We start from the raw sequence: 22265 nt of genomic DNA, 5'->3' as shown, positions 1-22265 counted from the left end.
GGCTGTTTTTGACTACAATTTTCAACCTTTTTATCAACACATTGCGAGACAGTTCATGGATATTTTAGCCATTGCTAATCAAAAAGGTGGGGTGGGCAAAACCACCACCGCGGTTAATTTGGCAAGTGCACTGGCACATCGCCGCAAAAAAGTTTTACTGATTGATTTGGATGCCCAAGGCAATGCAACCACGGCATCAGGGCTGGATAAACGCGAGTTAGAGTACAGTATTGCTGATGTGCTATTGGATGATTTACCAATCCATGAGGCGATTGTCAAAACCCCGAATGGGTTTGATATTGTCGGTGCCAACAATGAATTGTCAGGCAGTGATTTGCATTTAAGTCAAAAGCCTGAAAATCATACAATTTTGTCAAAAGCCATGCAGCAGCTCGCTACTATGCCTGCCAAAAACGGCCGCGCGCCGAAACCTTATGATTTTATAGTGATTGACTGCGCGCCGAGTTTAAGTTTACTTACCATCAATGCAATGTGTGCCACATCAGGGGTGATTATCCCGATGCAATGTGAATATTTTGCATTGGAAGGATTGGCGGATTTGTCGCAAACCATTGAGCGTTTGAAGTCGCTAAACCCAAAACTGCATATCCGCGGTGTGTTAAGAACTATGTTTGACCCGCGCAATACCTTGGCAAATGATGTATCAATGGAATTGATTGAGCATTTTGGTCCGATTTTATTTAATACTATCATTCCCCGTAATATTCGTCTAGCAGAAGCCCCTGCGCACGGCATACCTGCGCTTGATTATGAGATGAATTCAAAAGGCTCACAAGCCTATATTCGCCTTGCCAATGAAATTATCAAGCAAAGTCGCCAATTCCAACTTGCCTAAATTAAACTGTTTAGGCACTTTTTTTGTTAATTTGTTGGCAAGTGCGCACTGGCAAAAGCAATGAAACTATTTTTCAAGCTATGGCGAATCTGCTAAAATAGCCAGTTCAAAAATGGCGGCATTGGTTTAATTTTTTATCAGTCATTTTTAACTATTTAATGGCATTGGGAATTTCGACATGGTTAAAAAGCGTGGATTGGCATCAAATCGAGGACTTGATGCGTTACTCGGCTCAATCAAAACAGAAAAATTGATTACCGGTAATCTAATCGATGCGAGTGTTCGAGCCTCTGTTGATGACACTAAACGCGCTGAAAAACTACATGCCAAGTCAACCGATGATGGGCAAAATGTCTCGGATGACGAATCAGCTGAAGCTAGCGACACTATAGCCGCAGCCAAAAAATCGCCTACATCGGCGATAACCCCTAAACCCGACAAAACACTAAAGTCCAGTAGCCATAACGCACCCATCAATAACGATGACAATGATAATAGTAATATTGCTGGGTTAAATTTGATGCATATCAATGTCGCGTATTTGCAGCGTGGCAAGTATCAGCCGCGCATTGATTTGGACGAAGATGCCTTGCAAGAGCTGGCAACGTCTATCAAGCAGCATGGCGTGATGCAGCCTATTGTGATTCGACCTTTAGCCAAAGTATTGCCCAATTCCCCGATTACCCATGAAATTATCGCGGGTGAACGTCGCTGGCGTGCGGCGCAAATTGCAGGTTTAACCCATATACCCGCCATCATGCGCCCAATGTCAGATGACTTGGCAATCGCCTTGGCATTGATTGAAAACATCCAACGGGAAGATTTAAGTGTCATGGAACAGGCTGCCGCATTGCAGCGTTTTCATGATGAATTTGGCATGAGCCATTCGCAAATTGCGGATGTTGTGGGTAAGGCAAGAACTACGGTTTCTAATTTGCTGCGTTTGAACCAATTACATGACGATGTCAAACAAGCGCTAAACGAAGGTCAGATGGACATGGGGCATGCCAGGGCATTATTGTCGCTGTCACCCAAACAGCAGCCTGTTATTGCCAAAAAAATTATACAGGGTCAATTGACTGTTCGTCAGACTGAAGCCTTAGTCAAAGACATTTTAAATCCAAAAGCGCCGACACAAAGCCAAGAAATTGATTATGATAGGCTGCGACTGAACCAACACCTCTCTGAACAACTCGGTGCCGTTGTAAAAATCAAAGGCTCCTCAAAAGGCAAGGGGAGTATTGAGATATTTTTTCACAATGAAGAGGAATTACAAGCTTTGATTGTGCAGTTCCAGTCGCAACTTGAGCATTAAATTTAGTTTTCTCAATTTATTAGTCATTGACAGGCAAAGGCAGTATAACGGATGTGGGAATTAGTTAAAGCAGGCGGTTGGTTGATGTGGCCCATTGTCCTATGTTCGATTTTGATGTTGATTATCATCATTGAGCGCGCGATAAAACTTAAAGTCAGCACAGTGACACCCGCCCATCTGCGTGAACAATTGATGCAGCGGCTGATTGAGCAGGGCGATATTGATCGTGAATCGCTTGAGAATGTCAAACTTAATTCGCCTTTGGGTGATATCCTTGCTGCAGGACTCATGAATCGCCAGCATGGGATTGATTCAATGACCATGCATATGGAAAACCGCGCCAGTATTACCATCCACCAATTAGAAAAACATATCAATATGTTGGGTACCATTGGTGCTATCGCGCCATTATTGGGTCTCTTAGGTACTGTATTGGGGATTATTTCATCATTCTTAGCGATTACCGAAGGCGCAATGCAAGATCCGACCATGCTGGCAGCTGGCGTATCACAAGCGCTAATTACCACAGCAGGGGGTATGCTGGTTGCCATACCTGCGGTGATGGCGTACCGTATTTTTCAGCGCCGTATCATTGATATCAATGCGGCGTTTGAACAAGAAGCGGGTTTGATGATGCAAGAATTACTGGACAATGGTCTAATCACGCCTCGTTAATGGCGTATAGCTGCGTAAAAGAGTCAACCCATGCGATTTCGTAAACCCACGGTCGAACCTTTAGAAATCAATCTTACCCCAATGATTGATTGCTTACTGTTTTTGATTGTTTTTCTACTGCTGTCGACCACTTTCAACCATTTTAGTAAACTCAATATCATTTTGCCGCAAGCAGAGGGCGTACCGATTACTGAGAAAAGCAAACGCATTGAAATCGCGGTGCAAAAAGATGGTAGCTATTTGGTCAATGGCATTGCTTTATCTGGTAATGGCGAAGCTGAATTGACAGCGATGATCCGCCAAGAAGCAGGTGAAGACCGAAAGCAGCTATTTGTTATCTCTGCTGATGCCGAGACCAGTCACCAGTCGGTGGTTAAGGTGATGGATATAGCGGGTAAAATGGGCTTTATGAATTTAAATATCAGTACCGTGATACCTGCCACTTCGCTCGATAGTAATATTGCCCCAGCGCCAGACGCCAAATAATTTTTATTTTTCAATTTACTGATACAATAGCTGTTAAGTCGTTCTTTTATATATTGAGATGCCATGACCGTTTCAAAACCTTCCAATGCTCACCCACGTTGGCAGACCTATCGAAGATTGCTAGGTTATCTCAAGCCGTATTGGTGGGCGATGACGCTAGTCGTCATTGGCTTTACCTTAAATGCAGGCACCGAAGTGGGCATTGCCAAGCTGGTCAAATTCATTATTGATGCGATTAATGAACGTGATCAAGCGCATATCAATCTTTTTCCAGCCTTAATCGTGTTGTTGTTTGTACTGCGAGGACTTAGCTCATTTTTGGGTAATTACTTTAGCGCCGTGATTTCACGCAATGTCGTCTATCAGCTGCGTATGCAAGTGTTTTCAAAATTGCTCAGATTACCTAGCCAATTTTATCTCAATCACAACGCCGGTCAGATTTCTGCAAAATTAATCTTTGATGTCGAGCAAGTCACTGCGGCGGGTACCGATACGCTCAAAACCTTGTTACGCGATGGTTTGACCGTGATTGGGTTGTTGGCGTTTTTGCTTTACAGTAATTGGAAATTAAGCCTGTCGTTGTTTGTGGTATTGCCGCCGATTTTATTGTTAGTGGGTAAAGCCAGTAAACGCTTTCGTAAGCTGTCGCGCGGTATTCAAAAATCCATGGGCGAGGTCAGTCATATTACCAATGAAGTCATCACAGGCTACCAAGTGGTCAAAAATTATGGTGGTCAGCAAAATGAGCTGACGCGGTTTAATAACGCCTCTTTAACCAATCTTAAACAAGGGCTAAAAGTGGTGGTGACCAATAGCATCAATACTCCTTTAATTCAATTATTGATGGCGTGCGCGATGGCGGTGGTGGTATGGATTGCATTAAGACCAAACGTATTAGGCGATACCACCGCAGGCGAGTTTATTGCCTATATCAGCGCGGCAGGGCTACTGAGTAAACCCGTACGCTCGTTGACCGATATCAATCAAGGCTTGCAAAAAGGTTTGGCGGCGGCGGATTCTATATTTGAGATGCTCGATGAAGCCGAAGAAAAAGACACAGGCAAGGTTGAAAAAACCCTGACCGGTAAAATAGTACTTAACAACCTAAGCGTCACTTTTGAGGATGGCAAACAAGCACTCAACAACGTAAATTTGGTGGTCAATCCCGGTGAAACGGTGGCGTTAATCGGTCGAAGTGGCGCCGGTAAAACTACCCTAGTCAACTGTCTGATGCGCGCGCTAGAACCCACAAAGGGCAATATTTATCTTGACGATGTCGCTATCGAAGATTTGACATTACATTCACTGCGTAGTCAGATTGCTAGTGTCAACCAACAAGTGGTACTGTTTGATACCTCTATCCACAACAATATCGCCTATGGCGAATTATCTAACCGAACGTCGGAGCAAGTGATTGATGCCGCAAAATCAGCCTTTGCGCACGATTTTATCATGCAGTTGCCGCAGGGCTACCAATCAAAGATAGGCTCACAGGGTCTGCAGTTATCTGGCGGACAACGCCAACGCTTATCCATTGCACGTGCCCTGTTAAAGGATGCGCCTATCTTGATTTTGGATGAAGCCACAAGCGCGCTAGATAACGAATCAGAATTTTATATCCAAAAAGCGCTGGAGCGCGTCATGCATGGCAGAACCACCATCGTTATCGCGCACCGATTAACGACCATCCAAAATGCCGATAAAATCGTGGTCATGGATAAAGGTGAAATCATTGAAGTCGGTACTCACGACAGTTTGCTAGCCGCGCAAGGTACGTATGCCAAGTTGTATGAGCGTCATTTTGAAGAGGACATATTGTCAAGCTAATGCAACAAACTCTACTACAGGCGTGGCGCAATAAATCTCTCTGGCTATGGTTGTTATTGCCCGTGTCTTGGTTGTATGGATTGGTTTTTTGGCTCAATAAAACTATTTATCGATTAGGGCTAAAACCCGTTTATTATCCCAACGTGCCCGTCATTGTAGTGGGCAATATCACGGTTGGCGGTAGCGGTAAGACGCCGCTAATCATTGCGGTGGTAACTTACCTGCAGCAAAAAGGGCTGGCGGTGGGCGTCATCAGTCGTGGCTATGGCGGGCAACCCAAGCTCATGCCTTGTATCGTGACAGCAAATTCAAAGCCCAGTGACGTTGGTGATGAGCCGTGCCTGATTGTCCAGCGTACAGGTGTGCCAATGGCAGTCTGTCCAAACCGTGGTCAAGCAATTGAGTTATTGCTTGAGCAATATCCAAGCATTCAACTTATTTTGGCGGATGATGGACTGCAACATTTTGCCTTGGATAGGGACGAAAACTGGATTGTCGTCGATGCCGATCGCGGCTTTGGTAACCGCCAGCTATTGCCCACAGGCTTTCTGCGCGAACCGATTAAACGGCTGTATCAGCCCAATACCACCGTCATATTTCACCAAAGTGATTGGCAGGATACTCAGGCTTTAACCCATTTTTCAAATAGCCTAAGCAAAAATTGTCATAGCGTGTCCCCAGATATTCGTATGCGTTTGCTACAAAAGCCATTAGAACCTTTATTTAAAATGTATTCACAAGATAGTCTATCTGCCCAAAAAGTGATTGCCATGACAGGGATTGGATTGCCACAGCGTTTTTTTAATAGCCTAAGCGAATTAGGGTTTGACATCATACCGATGCCATTGAATGACCATCACACTTATAGTTTGCAAGATTTTGCCAATTTGCCAAAGTTACCGATTATCGTCACCGATAAGGATGCAGTCAAATTGCGTGTCATGTTCGACCAAGGTCATGAGAAAAATGATATTGCATCAAATATCTGGGTGTTACCGGTAGAAGCTGAATTATCACCCGCCTTTTATGCGTTAATCGACCAACAAATCGGTAAATTGGTTACCCTTGCTGACAATGCTGACAATTAAAAAACTTGTAGGAAATACAATATGTTAAAACATTTGGTCATACCAGCCCGTCTAAAAAGTACCCGACTGCCCAACAAACCGCTGTTAGAAATTCATGGTAAGCCGATGATTCTATGGGTGATTGATCGTGCCAATGCGGTGAAATCGGCGGGAATTGCCGATGATATTTTTGTGGCAACCGATGATGATAGCATCGCTAAACTGTGTCAAGACTATGGGGCAAATGTCATCATGACTGACCCCAATCATGCGTCTGGTACGGATAGGCTTGCTGAAGTAGCTAGGCTTCAGCAATGGTCAACTGAAGATATCGTGATTAATATGCAAGGCGATGAACCACTCGTGCCTGCAGGACTTATCAAACAAGTGACTGAGCTTCTGCTACAAAAAAAAGATTGCGTGATGGCGACTTTGGCTGAACCCATCCAAAGCGTTGAAGAGTTTTTACGGCCATCGGTGGTCAAAGTCGTCAAAAATGCCCACAAGGAAGCCTTGTATTTTAGCCGAGCGCCGATTCCTTGCGATCGTCATACAGCATTGTTGACCGAACAGCCAATCAGTGGGGAAAATAGCGTGCCAAAAAACGCTTATCGACACCTAGGGATTTATGCCTATCGGGTCAGTTTGCTACAACAATTTAGTGTTTGGCAGCAAGGCGAGCTAGAGCAGCTTGAATCATTGGAGCAATTGCGTATTTTGGAGCAAGGCATGCGTATCGCCATTGATATTGCTTCAGAATTGTTGCCGCCCGGTGTAGACACGCAAGAGGATTTGGATCGGCTCAATGAGTTGGCGTTATCAGAATTATTGAAATAATAAAAAAGCCCAAGTTAATTTTGGGCTTTTTTGTGGTTTTCGTCTTTAGGGTTTTGATTAGCTGTTTAAGCTAAATAAATCAAGCGATTTCACCAAAGATAAGGAGTTGAGGCGGGTTTGTTGGTCATAAATATTACAAGTGACAATCAATTCATCAGGGCGGATAGTCTCAAGAAAATGGTCAAGTTTTGGTTTGACACTGTCAGATGTACCCACAAACGAAATTGCCAACGACGATTCAACCATGTACTTCTCTGCAGATGTCCAAAAAGCATCAATATTCTCAATCGGTTTTGGCATTTGTGAGGGTTTACCACGGCGCAAATTGACAAAACTTTGCTGCGCTGAGGTGAATTGGTAAGCGGCTTCCTCTTCGGTATCGGCCAATAGCAAGTTACTTGCTACCATCACATAAGGTTGTTGCAAGTAGCGAGACGGCTTGAAATTCTCACGGTACAATGTCACCGCTTGTGATAACATCTGCGGCGCAAAATGCGACGCAAATACATATGGCAAGCCTAATGCAGCAGCGAGACTGGCGCCAAATAAAGACGACCCTAAAATCCACACAGGGACATTTAAGCCATTAGCAGGCATGGCAGTGACTGTCTGACCATCGAGCGGGTCAAAATAATGCATCAGCTCTTGCACATCTTGCGGGAAGTTTTCGGCATCATTCATGGTACGGCGCAAGGCACGGAAGGTTGCTCCATCCGTACCAGGGGCACGGCCGACGCCAAGATCGATACGTTCGCCATACAAAGTGGCTAACGTACCAAACTGTTCTGCGACCACTAAGGGCGCATGGTTAGGCAGCATGATACCACCCGAGCCAATTCGTATCTTTGAGGTGTGAGCGCCAATGTGAGCTAGCAACACACTGGTTGCGGTACTGGCGATGCCGCGCATGTTGTGGTGCTCAGCCAGCCAATAGCGGTTAAAACCTACTTGTTCGGCAGTTTGGGCAACAGTCACCGCCTGCTTAAGCGCGTTTTTAGCGTCACTGCCTTCAGGTACAGGAACAAGGTCTAAAAATGAAATAGGGATTTGTTTAGTTATCTTTGTCATCACTGTAGTCATCATAAAAAGAATAGTAGTCCCTTTATAATGGCGAATCCAAAAAAATCAATCACCCAAATTGTTGCTGACAAATATCAATGAAAGCTTTGCCAAAATTACGGATATCGCCATCGACACGGGTGGCTATCCACGTCACATGTTTTCCAAAAATTTTCGTTGGAATTTTGACAAGATTGCGATAATTCTGACCTTCAAATGCCATTTCAGCAATTGTGCCCACGCCCATACCAATACCGACATAGGTACTAATCACATCGGCATCCAAAGCAGTAAGTACAATATTGGGCGTCAGTTCTGCCGCGCTAAAGGTTCTGTCAATCGCACCACGACCCGTAAAACCGCCATGATAAGTGATAATCGGATAATTTGCTAAGGTTTGGATATCAATCTCAGTGCGATTCTCAAGCTCATGACCCACTGGCACGATCACATGATGATACCAATCATAATAGCGAATACAGTGTAGATTATCGTGCGCAAGCAGCGATTCAGTTGCGATGCCGATATCTGCTTGACCTTGTGCCACCATATTGGCAATCGACTCAGGGTCAGCTTGATGCAAAATCAGATGGACATTGGGAAATTGTTGTTTAAAGCGCTGTATCACCCAAGGCAACACATAACGTGCTTGGGTATGCGTCGTGGCAATTGATAGTTCACCCTGATGGGGATTTTGAAAATCTAAAGTTAAATTTTCAATCGACCGTACTTCCACAAAGATTTTCTCAATATGCGGTAGTAGCAGCTCACCGATAGGGGAGAGACCCACCAATCGTTTACCCTGACGCACAAAAACTTCCGCCCGAAGCTGACTTTCGAGCGCAGCAATATGCTTACTAAGACTGGATTGACTGGTGTGTAATACTTTGGCAGCTTGGCTCAGATTGTAATTATTAATCACAGTCTGCCAAACGGTTTCAAGTTGTTTGAGTTGGATTTGTAAATAACGTTGATTGATGACAACATTGATTGCCATAAAATGACCTTAATAAAAAAACGAAATAAAATGCTCGCTATATGAGCTTGGTTGAACTTAAATATTAACGAAATTAGCCATTAGACTGATTTTTTACATAGCTTTTTAATGCCATTAACACGATTTTATCAAGTGACTCGTCAGCAAATTGCTCAGTGGCTTGTGAAATAAGCTGGCTAGGTAACTGTAAAGTGACTTCGACAGTTTTTCCCATAATTCGTGATAACTCAACACTCACGATGGCCCAAGTATAGCCTGCGTATTTAGGTTTTATCAAATGCTCGGTGACAGACGAGGGCTCAGGAATCGGTAAATCTTCTTCAATTAGGTGATATAAATGGCTCATCACCGCCATACGTGTATTAGACACTGCGCCTGCCATGCTACTATCGACTACAGATATGCTTTCAATATCAGGTACCGTGACATGATAGGCATTATTTTGCTGATAGATAGCAATCGGGTATTGCATAATTTGCCTCAAAGCTGCTAACAAAAAGGTTGAAAGTCATCGCAGGGTGTCAAGTATAGCATATTACCATAAAATAGCAGGTTCAAAACCTAGCTGCTTACGTCAGGCTTATTTAATAGGCCTAAAATTTAAGAAATTGATTAATGTGACAAGTCTGCAGACATTGACTCAGTTATTGATTCAGTTGTATTGCCGCCTTGTTTCAGATATCGACGTTTCAGACAGCCATAATAATTTTAGTTTGTATAGACCTAGAAAACCGCTACAATAGCAAGATTTTAATGAAGTTTTGTGGTAAATCGTGCGTGATGAGTGAGAGGTAACATGCAAATATCAAAACAACCTGTGTCAAACGACCAAGTGGCGCTACCAAGCGAAAGCTCGACAGGCACAAAAAAGTCTTGGGGCGAAGCCATCAAAGCCTATATGGACAAGCGCGCTTGGGTGATGTTGCTATTGGGTTTTTCTTCGGGGTTACCTTATCTATTGATATTTTCTAGTTTATCAATTTGGCTCAAAGAAGCAGGATTTGATATCAAAATTATCACCATGTTTAGTTGGGCGATGCTGGGATACTCGTTTAAGTTTGTTTGGTCGCCCCTCGTCAATGCCGTGCCGATTCCGATGTTAACCAAAATGCTAGGACAACGCCGTAGTTGGCTAGTTGTCGCACAAATTGTGGTCGCCTTTGCAATTTTTATGCTCGGTAGTTTTAATCCCACCAGTGATGTTGTGCTTGATTACATGGCATTTTTTGCCGTGTTATTAGGTTTTTCAGCGGCGACACAAGACATCGTGATTGATGCCTATCGCATTGAAATTGCTGAAAAATCCATGCAGCCCGTACTCTCTGGTATGTTTATGGCAGGCTATCGAATCGGTCTGATTGTCGCAGGGGCAGGGGCGCTGTTCTTGGCAGAATATTTTGGCTCCACCAAAGCCACTTACAACTACGCTGCTTGGCAACAAACCTATTATATTATGGCGTCTTTGATGCTCATAGGGGTTGTTACTACCCTTTTGATTAAAGAACCCACCGTCACCCGTGTGCAGCATGAACGCCCGATGTCGGATTATTTTCAACTGTTTTTACTATTTTTAATTTCAGTGATTGCGCTGATTGCCAGTTTTATTGTCATCGGACACGTGCTTCCAGAGACTGAGTCAAAATTTTTGGGCTTTGTTTATGAGAGTATTAAATTTATTGGCGCTGTGGTTATCGCCATTGGTACCGCTTTAGTGTTATTAAAAGCCAAAATCATTAAAAAGCAAGTCGCGATTGACATGTGGGTCGCGCCGATTCAAGACTTTTTCATTCGTTATGGTAAAAAAGCCGTATGGCTGATTTTATTGATAGGCTTGTATCGTATTTCAGATATTGTGGCAGGTACGACGTCAAACTTGTTTTATGTCAACTTAGGCTTTAGCAAAACCGATATCGCCTTGGCGGTCAAAACCTTTGGGATGGGGATGTCAATTGTGGGTGGTATTCTAGGCGGTTTGCTTGCTGAGCGTTTTAAAATCATGAATGCTATGTTGATTGGTGCTATTTTAGCGTCAGCCAGTAATTTATTGTTTGTGATTTTGGCGGGCAAGGGGCATGATTTTTTTTATATGTACTCGGCGGTGATGTTTGATAACCTCGCCTCCGGTCTAGCAAGTGCCATTTTCGTCGCCTTTTTATCGGTATTGACCAATATTCGCTTTAGCATGGTACAGTATGCACTGCTTAGTTCATTGATGACCTTAACACCAAAAATTTTAGGTGGCTATTCAGGTGCGATGGTAGAAACCATGGGGTATCCTGCTTTTTTCACCTTTACCGCATTGATTGGCATTCCTGTGCTGTTGTTGATTTATATGGTAGATAAGCATGTGATGAGCCAAGATGTGACAAGAGGCGATAACATTACCCATGAATAACCCAATGTCATCTTACACTATTCAATCATTGTTGGCTGTAACAAGCGCGGTTGAAAAGCACATCCGTAAACAGTTGCTAGGTGAGTATCTTCATGTAGGGCAAACTTATCTTATTACCCATGATAGCGAAATGGTAGCTGCAGCAATAGCCACTCAATATTTTGCTGCGCTAGAGGAGTTGATAGCAGGTAAACCATTAGCTTATGTACTAGGTAAACAAAGTTTTTGGCAGCATGAGTTTTTAGTCAACCAGCATACTTTAATACCGCGTCCTGATACCGAGCGGTTGATAGAGGCGGTGCTTAATCACCATAAAAATAGCCTAAGCAAAACAATGAATATTTTGGATTTAGGCACTGGGTCAGGTTGTATTGCCATCACGCTGGCAGAGGAATTTAAAAATTCATCCGTTAGCGCAGTAGACAAGTCACCTGAGGCACTGAAGATGGCAGCACAAAATGCTAAAAGAATAGGGGTTAATAATATCGCGTTTTTTGAAGGCAGTTGGTATGAACCCTTTATGACAGCCCATGCAGATGAAAGCAATAAATTTGATATCATCGTATCTAATCCACCTTATATCGATCCCAACGATCCCCACTTGGCAGGCTTAACCGATGAACCCATTAGCGCGCTAATCGCGGATAATAAGGGTATGGCGGATATCTGTCATATTGTCAAAACTGCGCCACAATTTTTACAGCCTCATGGGTTATTAGCCATTGAACATGGGTATGATCAGGGTGAGCAGGTTAGGGGCGTGTTTTTGTCAAATGGCTTTGACGAGGTAATCACCGTCAAAGACTATGGGGACAATGAACGAGTAACGCTGGGTGTACTAAATTAGTGTACTAAATTAATGGGCTAAAATAGCCTAAGCAAATATGTGAAATTCAACTACTATGCCAAAACAAACAGAATTAACCGATGCAGAAATGCTACGCTATGCCCGCCAAATATTGCTAGAAGGGTGGGATATAGAAGCACAAACGCGGCTAAAAAATAGCTGTGCGATTATTATTGGGATGGGCGGACTAGGTTGCCCACTTGCAGAGACCTTGTGCCGTGCTGGCATTGGCAAGCTACTGATTATTGACGATGATACGATTGATGAGAGCAATCTACAGCGGCAGTCGTTGTTTACCCCTAACGACATCGGTCAATCTAAAGCGCTAGTAGCCAAGGCTAAATTACATGAAATCAATGCATTTTGTGACGTTATCGCCATACAAACCCGTTTGACAGCAGATAATTATCAACAAATGGTTGAACAAGCGAAAATAAATAGCCTAAGCGAATTAATCTGTGATTGTACAGATAACTTCAAAACACGAGACCTCATTAATAACATCGCTGTCAAATCAAATTTGTCATTATTATCAGCCTCTGCTATTGCGCAAACAGGGCAACTGGCATTATTTACGCCGCAGCAAGGTTGCTATCATTGCTTGTTTCAAGGGGCAGGGGATGACGAGCGAAATTGTGCCACTAGCGGAGTACTAACCAGTACCACCCAAATCATCGGCAACCTTCAAGCCCAAGCGGCTTTAAGTTTTTTGGGACTGGGCATCAATCCTATAGCGCAAACGTTATTGCTATGGAACGGCAAAACCATGAATCTTAAAAAACTTCACTATCGTAAAGACGCTAACTGCGAGATTTGTAGCCACCCATCGGCTATTACAGACGTAATTTAAACTAGAGTTAATCATGCAAAAAAATCACTTTTTTAAAAAATCCTTAAATGTCATTCAGCGGGTTAGGAAAACGGCAACCGTGGCTGGCAAAGCAGGGCTGCGTATCGCCCAAGGCGAAAAAATGACCCCAACGCTGCTGCGCCAAAGCTTTGAAGAGTTGGGTACTACCTATATCAAAATCGGTCAGTTTATTGCCAGTACCCCGTCTATCTTTCCCCGAGAATATGTTGAAGTATTTCAAGGCTGTCTGGATCAAACCACGCCCATGCCTTACAGTTATATTGAAGGCGTCTTAAGAGAGGAGTTGGAAAAGCGTGGGCAGACATTGGAAGATATTTTTCAAAGTATCAAGGTCAAACCGCTAGCGTCTGCATCCATCGCCCAAGTTCACAGTGCTATTTTAAAAAATGGCGATAATGTGGTGTTAAAAGTGCAAAAGCCTGAAGTAGACACCATCATTCAAACCGATTTAGGTATGATGGTAGGATTGACTAAACTGATTGACAGTATCGCACCGTCGCTAAAATTTGCCAGTATTTCACCCATTATTGATGAAATCCGTTTGCGTATGGCAGCAGAAACAGACTTCTTACAAGAAGCCAAAAACATTGATGATTTCCAAGATTTTTTGAAAAAAACCGACAATCATAAAGTAGTCGCACCCGATGTCTATCATGATATCAGCACCAAAAAAGTACTTGTCATGACACGGTTCTTTGGGGTGTCGATGATTGATGATGCTGCCATGCGTCAATACTGCAAATACCCCGCACAGGTGATGACAGATACTTTAAATACGTGGTTTTCTAGCTTGATGCTGTGCAATAGTTTTCATGCCGATTTGCATGCAGGCAATTTGATGTTGTTGACCGATGGTCGTATTGGCTTTATTGATTTTGGGATTGTAGGCAAACTTGAACCCAAAGCGTGGCAAGCCAGTATGGGCATGATGGATAGTTTTGCTAAAGAAGACTATCGCGGCATGGCGCATTATATGGTTGAAATGGATATGACCCACGCGCGAGAGCAAGTCAATGTCGATATCCTTGCCCAAGATCTTGAGTCAGTGATGAAAAAAATCTTGGCAGATGATAGCTTATTTATGGGAAAAACCATTGACCAAACTATGCCAAACCGATTGAAAGATCATACTGATGAAATCAACCAAATGTTGCTTGAAATGGTGGAAGTCGGTAAACGCCATGGTATTCACTTCCCAAGAGATTTTGCGCTACTGACTAAGCAACTGTTGTATTTTGACCGCTTTATGAAAGTACTTACCCCTGAGATGGACATGTTTCATGATGCGCGGATTAAAATGGCATAAAAACGCGATGAATTAATCATCTTTGCGCTGTAGCCATGTTCTAAGCCAAGTTAAAATCGCTTGGTGGTGTTTGATGCATAGGCTCAGCGCCTTTAAGTCGGCTTTTAGGGTTTTTTGTTCGCGCTGTAGAGTTTCTAACATCAGTTGAACCACCAACTCTGTCACCAGGTCTGAGATATCATCAATATTGCGCTGACTAAGTTCCTTAAAAAACCGCGCCCAATGTTTGATAAGTTTGTTTTGCTGCTCTGAGGTCAAGCCCGCCAGTATAAAATGTGCTTTGGCATTGATTCGCTCGTAAGTTGACCATTTTGGGTTATCAAAATCCTGCAATCTTGATTGAATGGTTTGAATCCAAGTAATCAAATTCAATAATTCTTCATCGGCAATGGCTTGCCAAGTTAGGCAGCAGCTTTCGTCATAGTTTTTGCAGGGCGCATCGATGACATTCGTGATAACACCAGTGATAACATTAGTGTCACCAGTTGAATTTTCATCTAATCGAATCGGGGCTGTCGGTTTGGTAGATGGGTGTTTCGGCTTAAAAACATTAGCCGCTTCGCTGCGCTGATAAATATCGCGGATGACAGATTGGCTAATGCGGTTATTTTCTAGACTGCCTAACAGCTCTGGTTGAAACAAAAAGCACAACTGCAGATGCAGTTGTACCGTCAATTCGCTATCAAAATTGAGCAGGGCATCTTGCGCTTGCCGTGCTTGGTTTTTTCGCCCCAATCCCATTTTGTTTTTGATGTCTTCACGCAGCAACCAGCCATAACTGCCTTTTGGTAGTTTTTGGGTCAGCGCAGAGAGCTGCTGCAAAATCTTGCTGCGATTTTCGGGGGTATTGGTAGGATATTGACGCGTCAGACTTGAGTACAAATACGCTGATAGGGGAACGGCTTGGGCAATTTGTTGCTGCATCGCTAACAAACCATGCGCTTTGACATAACTATCGGGATCATGATTGTCTGGCAGTGTCAAAAAGTGTAATTCCTTGCCATCAGTAAGCGCAGGCAACCCAACTTCCATGGCACGCCAAGCGGCTTTTTGTCCTGCACTATCGCCATCAAAACTTAAAGTAAGTATGGGATTAAGTTGCAGTAATCTTTCGATTTGTGATTGCGCTAGTGCTGTTCCCATTGAGGCAACTGCGCCATACACGCCCGCTTGATGAAGGCTTATGACATCCATATAACCTTCAACCACGAGCCAGTCTTTGGCTTTGGCTTTGCGACCTTCAAAAAGACCATACAACACAGCTTGTTTATGAAATACAGGTGAATCTGAAGAGTTGATATACTTGGGCTGCTCATCATCAGACATGGTGCGACCGGCAAAGCCGATCACGCGCCCTTGTTGGTCGCGGATGGGGAAAATCACCCGATTGCGCAGCAAATCAAAATCACGCCCATTTTGCGAAGTGCGCACCAATCCCAAGATTTTTAAACCTTCGATATCTTGGGGGAAGGCTTCTTCAAGATGTTGCCAACCGTTTGGGGCAAAGCCTAAGGCAAATTCTTCGATAGTGTGCGGCGTCAGACCACGTTTGAGCAAATAATGTTGGGCAAAGCTATTTTGCTGTAATTGATGTTGATAAAACTGGCAGATTTGGGTCAGTAAGTCGTATAAACTTGATGAACTATCCTGCGGGCTGTTATTGCCCATGTCATCAAAGGGTGAAAACCCGCCAACGCTTACATCATTATAATCAGCAAAAGGGATAAAGCTCGCATCTAAGTTATCAGACGTTTGAAAGTCATCAAAAGCGTCTATCCACAAAGTCTCTGTATTGGTAATAGCCGGACGCTCGGCAACATCTGAGTCAGAGAGGGCTTGAGCGGGACTTTGAGCTAAATTTTGCTGCAATGATGCCCTTGCTTGCGATACAGCAGGTTTGGTTTGAACGGGTGTTTTTTTATAGGTATGCGATTTATTGACAGGCTCTTTGGGCAGCTCAATCCCCGTTTGACGGGACAGTTCTTTGAGCGCTTCACCCGCGGTGAGATTTTCGTACTCTTTTAAAAAGGTGAGCGCATTGCCTGCGACACCACAGCCAAAACAGTTATATAACCCTTTTTGCGGATTGACAAAAAATGAGGGCGTTTTTTCTCCATGAAAAGGGCAACAGCCTTTGAATTCATTGCCCGAACGTTTGAGCTCCACATGCTTGCCAATAATCTTGACGATATCAGCATTGGCAATGATTTGATCAATGATGGCATTGTTACTCATGGTAAAAAGCGCATTTCCAGTTAAAAATTAGCTGATTGAAAAAAAATAGCTAGGATAAACCTAGCTAATGTTAACAGGGTTTATAGATTATTTGACTTGACTGGTATTGTCAGGTGGTAGACCCAAACCAATTGTCGTCTCACGTGGTCTGGTCGGTGTTTCATCATTTGCCGTGGTAGCCGGACTTGGCAGGCGCATTGCCGCAGCTTGCTGAATTGAGGTCTGAATCACTTGTGGCTTGGTGTTGCCTGAGTATTGACCCGACTGCTGGGCTAGCCCTTGAACAGCAGCATTTTGTGAGCTTTGACCCAGCACGCCTAATGTGGCTTTATTTAACCAGTTTGAACCGGTACGGGTATTATCAAGTTTGACATTGCCACGCGCATCAATCAGACCAGGATAGTTGATTCGAAGTAGTTGTTTATATTGGTTGGCGGTATCGGTCATTCCGAGTTTGTCATAGCTATAGGCAATGGTTGCAATAGACTCTGGAATCGCCTCGCTTTGTGGGTAGTACTGAAACACCCATTTAGCACGGTTGGCGGCTGCCACATAGGCTTTGCGTTTAATATACCAGCGCGCTACATCCATTTCACTTTCTGACAATTGGTTATAGATATAACGCATACGTAGCGCAGCGTCTGGGGCATACGCACTGTTTGGAAAGCGATTGATCAGTTGCTGAAAGTTATTAAACGCAATGCGCGAATAGCCCATATCACGGTGTGCGGGATTGAGCTTGGTGTACTTCATCACGCCGCCTGATGCTGCCTGCATATTTGAGATGCCGCGAACATAGTAAGCATAGTCAACTTGCGGGTTGGATGGGTAAGACTGGATAAAACGATCAGCACTGGCAATGGCATCCAAATAGTCACCATGTTGGTACTGCGCATACATCAAGTCAAGTAACGCTTGCTCGCTGTAATCACCTACAGGATAGAAAGTCCGCAAATCGTTCAACTGGCTAATCGCTTTAGCAAGGTTGCCTTTTTTGATGTTGTCAGATGCTGCTTGGTAGTAGCCTTGCTCGCTTTTTTCAGCTTTGGTCGCGACGACTTCGTCTTTGCCACCAAACAATTTTGAATTTTTTAGCGTTTGACAGCCAGATAAAGTGGTCAAAGCCAGAGTAATTGCGGTGACACCCACAACTTTGGAAAGATGATGCATACGAACCTCAAATCTATTGCAAAAATATTTGCCCATCATAATACTTATTGTTCAAAACTGAATGCAAAATATTGTATTAAAAATTTCACTAAGTCTATCACGAAACGTTATACTTTGTGACCTATCCGCGCATATTAATTTTGCAAACCCCTATACCCTAAGTCTGAACTGTTTATGACCACGCCAATCGCCTCACATCCAATCGAATCAAACATTGAATCTATGACTGAATTTATGAATCAAAACAATACCAATCAACTCGAAGAAGAATGGGAAAACCTGTCACAACCACACCCAAGCACTCAAAACCTGCACACCCACGACGCTGGCAGTCATCAAATTGTCCAAAATTATACAGTCAACTCTGAACAAATAGGGGAGCGCATTGATAAAATTGCTGCCTTGGTGTTTAGCGATTATTCGCGTGAGCAAATCAAAAACTGGCTTGAGTCAGGCGAACTAACCGTAAACGGCGCAGCGCAAAAACCCAAATATCGTCTTAAGCCCAACGATGTGCTGATGCTTAAAGCGAGTTTGACCGCTCAGCAGCAAGATTTGCCCGAGAATATCCCACTTGATATCTTGTATGAAGATGAGGCGGTGCTGGTCATCAATAAGCCCGTAGGCTTGGTCGTACATCCTGGCGCGGGCAATGGCTCGGGTACGCTAGTCAACGCGCTGCTTTTTCATTATCCTGACAGCCGCACCCTACCTAGAGCGGGATTGGTACATCGAATCGATAAAGAAACATCGGGTTTAATGGTGATTGCTAAAGACAGTCAAAGTCAGCTGCATCTAATTAATCAGCTTAAAGACAAATCCGTGTACCGGCTTTACCAAGCGATTGTGTTAGCGTCCGCGGCTGAGCTTGCCCGCCATCGCACCATTGATGCACCCATCGGTCGCCATCCGACCCAGCGTACCAAAATGGCGGTGGTGGGTAGTGGCAAACCCGCTGTCACTCATCTTGAGAAAATCACAGCGATAAGCGATGCTGTCTCATTGGTCAGCGTGCGACTGGAAACAGGGCGCACCCACCAAATCCGCGTACACTTATCAAATTTGGGTTTTCCATTGCTCGGAGATCCGCTCTATGGCGCTGCTCGTAAAAATGCGATATTGTTAAAAACTTTGGATGACGACCAAAAACAGATCGTACAACAGTTCCAGCGTCAAGCGCTGCATGCGTATGAGCTTGGCTTTATCCACCCAAAAACAGGCGAGCCTATTAAAGTGCAAGCACGCCTGCCCGAAGACATGCAAAAATTACTCGACACCCTAAAGCCCTAACAAAGCCATAATTTTTTACCGTAATATTACTTTTATTAGATTACTGATGCGTTACTGAGGTTTGTTAGCGGGCGATTGGGGTACGCCCCGCTATTAACCCATTTTTTCTGTCAAATATTTCCAATAGCGTTTTGGCAAATACTGAATATGCAGCTTGCGATTTAACCGCTCCTTGATGGTCACGTGGGTAAAATATTTTTGCCAAAGCGTTTGGTATTGTTGTTCTGCCTCGCTATAAAACTGCTGCGGATGCAGTAGCGCTTCATCATCTAAATCACAGATGATATGGACTTGTTCGCTGGGATCATCGTGAGCGTAATAAATACCAAACCCGCGTTTGACATCATATATCGCCCAAGTTTGATCGGCATAGCGTTCTTTAAAATGCTGATGCAAAATGGGTAATACATTAAAATCGGGCTCAACGCGCGCAAAATATACCGGTTTTTCAGTGTCTGGCATTTGCATTTGTTCAAATCGCACAAACGCCTGCATACGGTGGCGCTCACGCCCGACCATTTTGATAAGCTTGCTCACTGCCATCACATCCGCATGGGTATAATTCTCCCACACATCAAGGTTGGGATTGGACAATTGAAACCGTACCACCCCAAACAGATGACTATACACGGTAGGCGATTCTGATAAAAAGCCCCACAGCAGTTGTCGCATACCGTTTTTGCCAAAGACGCGCGCTAATTTATCACTCACCCGTAAGGTTTTGGCTTCATCGGTCGCGATGGTGACAGTGGCTTGCCAAAAATTGGGCACCACTTCATGCTCGGCTTGAATGCTCACAATCGGGGTGTGCTGCCAACCGTTTTCATAAATGGTGAACACACACGTGAGCCACCCTTCAAAGCTGCCATCAAAGATTAAAATGGGGGTCTCAGCCGTCACTAAATCCATAAATGATTGACCTTTTGCACAGTAGGCTTTAAAACCTTAATTTTAAAAGATTGATTTTAAAAAATTAATTCTAAAATAATAATGCTAAAACAACGCCAATTGACCATGCCGCTCGGCTTTGAATTTGGTTTGGGTCTGCGCCAGCACATAATCGCGAAAATTATCTTGCGTTAAATGACTTAAATGCTCATTGCGACCTTTGAGTGCGATAAAGTATTTGGCACGGTTTACGGCCGCGCCCATTTGCCTGAGATGTTCGAGTGTCAAAGTCGAAAATTTTCGTGCCTGAACAATTTTTTTGGCGGTTCGGGTGCCAATACCAGGAATACGCACAATCATTTTGTAGGGCGCGGTTTGGATATTGACGGGGAAATGTGACTTATTACGAATCGCCCAAGCCAATTTTGGGTCACAGTCCAAATCCAAGAACGGATGGTCATCGGGTAGAATTTCTTCTGCTTCAAATCCATAAAAACGCATGAGCCAATCCGCTTGGTACAAGCGATTTTCTCGCACCATCGGCACAGGGGTGCCCATAGCCGGCAAGCGATTGTCACTGAGCATAGGCACATACCCTGAATAGTACACCCGTTTTAGGTCATATTCTTGATAAAAATGGCTCGATAAACGGATGATTTGTAAGTCGGTCTCTTGCGCTGCGCCCACAATCAGCTGGGTACTTTGACCCGCTGGGGTAAATTTTGGGGTATGTTTGTGTTGTTTTTTACTGTCTTTAAACACCACAATTTGTTCTTGCACCACTTTCATTGGCGCTTTCATATCGTCATGGTTTTTTTCAGGTGCGAGCAATGCCAAGCCAGATTTGGTGGGGATTTCCATATTGACGCTTAAGCGATCGGCATACAATCCTGCTTCCTGCATCAGCTCAGCAGACGCACCCGGAATGGTTTTTAGATGAATATAGCCATTGAATTTGTGCGCAAGGCGCAGGGTTTTGGCGACACGAACCAATCGCTCCATGGTATAGTCGGGCGATTTAAAAATCCCTGAGCTTAAAAACAAGCCTTCAATATAGTTGCGCCGATAAAACTGCATGGTCAAATCAACCACTTCTTCGACAGTAAATGCTGCACGTGGTGTATCGTGACTGCGCCTTGAAGTGCAATACGCGCAGTCGTAGATACAATGATTGGTAAACAATATTTTTAAAAGGGAAACACAGCGGCCATCTTCGGTATAGCTATGACAAATACCCGAGTTAGCCGTGCCGAGTCCTTTGTTATGATTGTCACGTTTACTACCACTTGATGAACAGGAAACATCATATTTGGCAGCATCGGCTAAGATGGATAATTTGTCTTGCAATCTTTCATAATTCATCGCGTAAACCTTGCATATCTCATATATCAGCGGATAAAAACATAAAAAATAGGTTGCAAAATTAAACTTAAGATGAGTATTTTACCTTATAAGCCACTAAAAATACGGTTAAAAAAAAGCAAGACGACAACGTGTGACGTCTTGCTTTTGGTAGATTAACTAATTAGTGTCTACGAATTACGAATTACGAATTACGAATTACGGATTAACGATAATAGCCGGTGCGGTCGTGACAGGCACGGTGGTCATTGTCGCTACCGCAGGCGTTGATGCCGGTAGCAATACAGGGGTTGTCGTGGTAGTAGAAACAACAGTGGCAGGTTTGGACACGGTTACTGTCGCGCCTGAGCCTGTTTGTACCGTCACTGGGGTGGTGGTATTGACATTCGATGTCGACACTACAGTTGTAATAGGCGCTGTTGTTACTACAGGGGCTGTGGTAGTGACAACAGGCGTAGAGGTAGATGTAGAGACAGTGCGATAAGTCGGCGTGGTGACAATTTGTGTCGGGTAAAATGGCATACCGTCAACGATGGTAAATCCATTGGGGCGAACCATTACCGTATCACTAGTGCCATCGATATGTTGATTGACAATCGTTGTGGTTTTTGGTGCGACGCGTGTCGTGGTTACCGTTGTCGTTTTTTTGGCGGCGACTTTAACGGTACGCGCATGACTCGGTGTTGCCACGGCACTCATGGCAATCACCGCAACTGTCGCGGCAACGATTTGGGATTTTTTTATAGCGGTCATCATCATGTTGTGTTTCCTCAAAATACACA

General features: G+C 43.9%; 20 protein-coding genes. 12 read left to right on the top strand and 8 right to left on the bottom strand.

The genetic code is table 11. The features are described 5' to 3' along the window. The first annotated feature begins 55 nt into the window (after positions 1-55). The 7 genes from RTJ53_RS02070 to kdsB all read left to right on the top strand — a co-directional run bounded on the left by RTJ53_RS02070 (position 56) and on the right by kdsB (position 7063). Positions 56-856, top strand: coding sequence for a ParA family protein (locus RTJ53_RS02070; RefSeq protein ID WP_312275629.1), 801 nt, complete (start codon positions 56-58; stop codon positions 854-856). A 178-nt stretch (positions 857-1034) separates the two neighbouring features. Further along, entirely contained in the window at positions 1035-2171 is a 1137-nt protein-coding gene (locus RTJ53_RS02065) for a ParB/RepB/Spo0J family partition protein (protein ID WP_312275628.1), read from the top strand. A 51-nt stretch (positions 2172-2222) separates the two neighbouring features. Next, positions 2223-2846: a MotA/TolQ/ExbB proton channel family protein gene (locus tag RTJ53_RS02060; RefSeq protein WP_036593908.1), complete on the top strand. Its 624-nt coding sequence runs from the start codon at positions 2223-2225 to the stop codon at positions 2844-2846. 30 nt (positions 2847-2876) lie between these two features. After that, a complete protein-coding gene (locus RTJ53_RS02055; protein WP_188874265.1) occupies positions 2877-3332 on the top strand; it encodes an ExbD/TolR family protein in 456 nt (151 codons plus the stop codon). Positions 3333-3395: 63 nt separating this feature from the next. Beyond that, positions 3396-5159, top strand: a complete 1764-nt coding sequence (gene msbA, locus RTJ53_RS02050) for a lipid A export permease/ATP-binding protein MsbA (protein ID WP_312275627.1) — start codon at positions 3396-3398, stop codon at positions 5157-5159. After that, complete coding sequence (gene lpxK, locus RTJ53_RS02045) at positions 5159-6247, top strand: tetraacyldisaccharide 4'-kinase (RefSeq protein WP_312275626.1); 1089 nt, start codon at positions 5159-5161, stop codon at positions 6245-6247. The genes msbA and lpxK overlap by 1 nt, the downstream gene beginning before the upstream one ends. A 21-nt stretch (positions 6248-6268) precedes the next feature. Further along, entirely contained in the window at positions 6269-7063 is a 795-nt protein-coding gene (gene kdsB, locus RTJ53_RS02040; protein ID WP_312275625.1) for a 3-deoxy-manno-octulosonate cytidylyltransferase, read from the top strand. Positions 7064-7120: 57 nt separating this feature from the next. Here the strand turns inward: kdsB and RTJ53_RS02035 are convergent, their stop codons facing one another. From RTJ53_RS02035 to RTJ53_RS02025, 3 genes are all read right to left on the bottom strand, one after another. After that, the gene (locus tag RTJ53_RS02035) at positions 7121-8131 is read right to left on the bottom strand and encodes an LLM class flavin-dependent oxidoreductase (RefSeq protein WP_312275624.1); all 1011 of its coding nucleotides are present in this window, start codon (positions 8129-8131) and stop codon (positions 7121-7123) included. Positions 8132-8192: 61 nt separating this feature from the next. Next, complete coding sequence (locus RTJ53_RS02030) at positions 8193-9119, bottom strand: LysR substrate-binding domain-containing protein (protein WP_312275623.1); 927 nt, start codon at positions 9117-9119, stop codon at positions 8193-8195. Between the two features lie 73 nt (positions 9120-9192). Then, the gene (locus tag RTJ53_RS02025) at positions 9193-9591 is read right to left on the bottom strand and encodes a type II toxin-antitoxin system HicB family antitoxin (RefSeq protein WP_312275622.1); all 399 of its coding nucleotides are present in this window, start codon (positions 9589-9591) and stop codon (positions 9193-9195) included. 324 nt (positions 9592-9915) lie between these two features. On the opposite strand from RTJ53_RS02025, the gene RTJ53_RS02020 reads away from it, so the two are divergent. Genes RTJ53_RS02020 through RTJ53_RS02005 form a run of 4 tightly spaced genes read left to right on the top strand, consistent with a single transcriptional unit; the run spans position 9916 to position 14538 of the window. Next, the gene (locus RTJ53_RS02020) at positions 9916-11514 is read left to right on the top strand and encodes an AmpG family muropeptide MFS transporter (protein ID WP_312275621.1); all 1599 of its coding nucleotides are present in this window, start codon (positions 9916-9918) and stop codon (positions 11512-11514) included. After that, positions 11507-12361, top strand: a complete 855-nt coding sequence (gene prmC / locus RTJ53_RS02015) for a peptide chain release factor N(5)-glutamine methyltransferase (RefSeq protein ID WP_312275620.1) — start codon at positions 11507-11509, stop codon at positions 12359-12361. The genes RTJ53_RS02020 and prmC overlap by 8 nt, the downstream gene beginning before the upstream one ends. 55 nt (positions 12362-12416) lie before the next feature. Continuing rightward, positions 12417-13211 (top strand): HesA/MoeB/ThiF family protein, encoded by a 795-nt coding sequence (locus tag RTJ53_RS02010; RefSeq protein ID WP_312275619.1) that lies wholly within the window; start codon positions 12417-12419, stop codon positions 13209-13211. Between the two features lie 13 nt (positions 13212-13224). Next, complete coding sequence (locus tag RTJ53_RS02005) at positions 13225-14538, top strand: ABC1 kinase family protein (RefSeq protein WP_312275618.1); 1314 nt, start codon at positions 13225-13227, stop codon at positions 14536-14538. Between the two features lie 12 nt (positions 14539-14550). Here the strand turns inward: RTJ53_RS02005 and RTJ53_RS02000 are convergent, their stop codons facing one another. Beyond that, positions 14551-16773, bottom strand: a complete 2223-nt coding sequence (locus RTJ53_RS02000) for a DNA primase (protein ID WP_312275617.1) — start codon at positions 16771-16773, stop codon at positions 14551-14553. 87 nt (positions 16774-16860) lie between these two features. Continuing rightward, entirely contained in the window at positions 16861-17943 is a 1083-nt protein-coding gene (locus tag RTJ53_RS01995) for an outer membrane protein assembly factor BamD (RefSeq protein ID WP_060995778.1), read from the bottom strand. A gap of 174 nt (positions 17944-18117) precedes the next feature. Between RTJ53_RS01995 and RTJ53_RS01990 the strand changes: the two genes are divergently transcribed. Then, positions 18118-19233 carry an RluA family pseudouridine synthase gene (locus RTJ53_RS01990; RefSeq protein ID WP_312275616.1) on the top strand — a complete coding sequence of 372 codons (1116 nt, stop codon included), beginning with the start codon at positions 18118-18120 and terminating at the stop codon, positions 19231-19233. Positions 19234-19326: 93 nt separating this feature from the next. Here the strand turns inward: RTJ53_RS01990 and RTJ53_RS01985 are convergent, their stop codons facing one another. The 3 genes from RTJ53_RS01985 to RTJ53_RS01975 form a co-directional block, all read right to left on the bottom strand. Then, on the bottom strand, positions 19327-20142 hold the full coding sequence (locus RTJ53_RS01985) for a TIGR03915 family putative DNA repair protein (protein WP_312275615.1): 816 nt from the start codon (positions 20140-20142) through the stop codon (positions 19327-19329). Between the two features lie 84 nt (positions 20143-20226). After that, a complete protein-coding gene (locus tag RTJ53_RS01980; RefSeq protein WP_312275614.1) occupies positions 20227-21483 on the bottom strand; it encodes a putative DNA modification/repair radical SAM protein in 1257 nt (418 codons plus the stop codon). A gap of 198 nt (positions 21484-21681) precedes the next feature. Beyond that, positions 21682-22242 (bottom strand): hypothetical protein, encoded by a 561-nt coding sequence (locus RTJ53_RS01975; RefSeq protein ID WP_312275613.1) that lies wholly within the window; start codon positions 22240-22242, stop codon positions 21682-21684. Positions 22243-22265: the final 23 nt, after the last annotated feature.

The organism is Moraxella sp. CTOTU46711 (genome assembly GCF_031975715.1).
Lineage (GTDB): Bacteria > Pseudomonadota > Gammaproteobacteria > Pseudomonadales > Moraxellaceae > Faucicola.
This window is presented reverse-complemented; position numbering and strand designations above follow the sequence as displayed.

Coding starts and splice junctions, on each gene's coding strand:
- RTJ53_RS02030 (WP_312275623.1), bottom strand. CDS start 9,119: ATGGCAATCAATGTTGTCATCAATCAACGTTATTTACAAATCCAACTC.
- RTJ53_RS02000 (WP_312275617.1), bottom strand. CDS start 16,773: ATGAGTAACAATGCCATCATTGATCAAATCATTGCCAATGCTGATATC.
- RTJ53_RS02070 (WP_312275629.1), top strand. CDS start 56: ATGGATATTTTAGCCATTGCTAATCAAAAAGGTGGGGTGGGCAAAACC.
- RTJ53_RS01985 (WP_312275615.1), bottom strand. CDS start 20,142: ATGGATTTAGTGACGGCTGAGACCCCCATTTTAATCTTTGATGGCAGC.
- RTJ53_RS02020 (WP_312275621.1), top strand. CDS start 9,916: ATGCAAATATCAAAACAACCTGTGTCAAACGACCAAGTGGCGCTACCA.
- RTJ53_RS01990 (WP_312275616.1), top strand. CDS start 18,118: ATGACCACGCCAATCGCCTCACATCCAATCGAATCAAACATTGAATCT.
- prmC (WP_312275620.1), top strand. CDS start 11,507: ATGAATAACCCAATGTCATCTTACACTATTCAATCATTGTTGGCTGTA.
- msbA (WP_312275627.1), top strand. CDS start 3,396: ATGACCGTTTCAAAACCTTCCAATGCTCACCCACGTTGGCAGACCTAT.
- kdsB (WP_312275625.1), top strand. CDS start 6,269: ATGTTAAAACATTTGGTCATACCAGCCCGTCTAAAAAGTACCCGACTG.
- RTJ53_RS02010 (WP_312275619.1), top strand. CDS start 12,417: ATGCCAAAACAAACAGAATTAACCGATGCAGAAATGCTACGCTATGCC.
- lpxK (WP_312275626.1), top strand. CDS start 5,159: ATGCAACAAACTCTACTACAGGCGTGGCGCAATAAATCTCTCTGGCTA.
- RTJ53_RS01975 (WP_312275613.1), bottom strand. CDS start 22,242: ATGATGATGACCGCTATAAAAAAATCCCAAATCGTTGCCGCGACAGTT.
- RTJ53_RS02025 (WP_312275622.1), bottom strand. CDS start 9,591: ATGCAATACCCGATTGCTATCTATCAGCAAAATAATGCCTATCATGTC.
- RTJ53_RS02055 (WP_188874265.1), top strand. CDS start 2,877: ATGCGATTTCGTAAACCCACGGTCGAACCTTTAGAAATCAATCTTACC.
- RTJ53_RS02035 (WP_312275624.1), bottom strand. CDS start 8,131: ATGACAAAGATAACTAAACAAATCCCTATTTCATTTTTAGACCTTGTT.
- RTJ53_RS02065 (WP_312275628.1), top strand. CDS start 1,035: ATGGTTAAAAAGCGTGGATTGGCATCAAATCGAGGACTTGATGCGTTA.
- RTJ53_RS01980 (WP_312275614.1), bottom strand. CDS start 21,483: ATGAATTATGAAAGATTGCAAGACAAATTATCCATCTTAGCCGATGCT.
- RTJ53_RS02060 (WP_036593908.1), top strand. CDS start 2,223: ATGTGGGAATTAGTTAAAGCAGGCGGTTGGTTGATGTGGCCCATTGTC.
- RTJ53_RS01995 (WP_060995778.1), bottom strand. CDS start 17,943: ATGCATCATCTTTCCAAAGTTGTGGGTGTCACCGCAATTACTCTGGCT.
- RTJ53_RS02005 (WP_312275618.1), top strand. CDS start 13,225: ATGCAAAAAAATCACTTTTTTAAAAAATCCTTAAATGTCATTCAGCGG.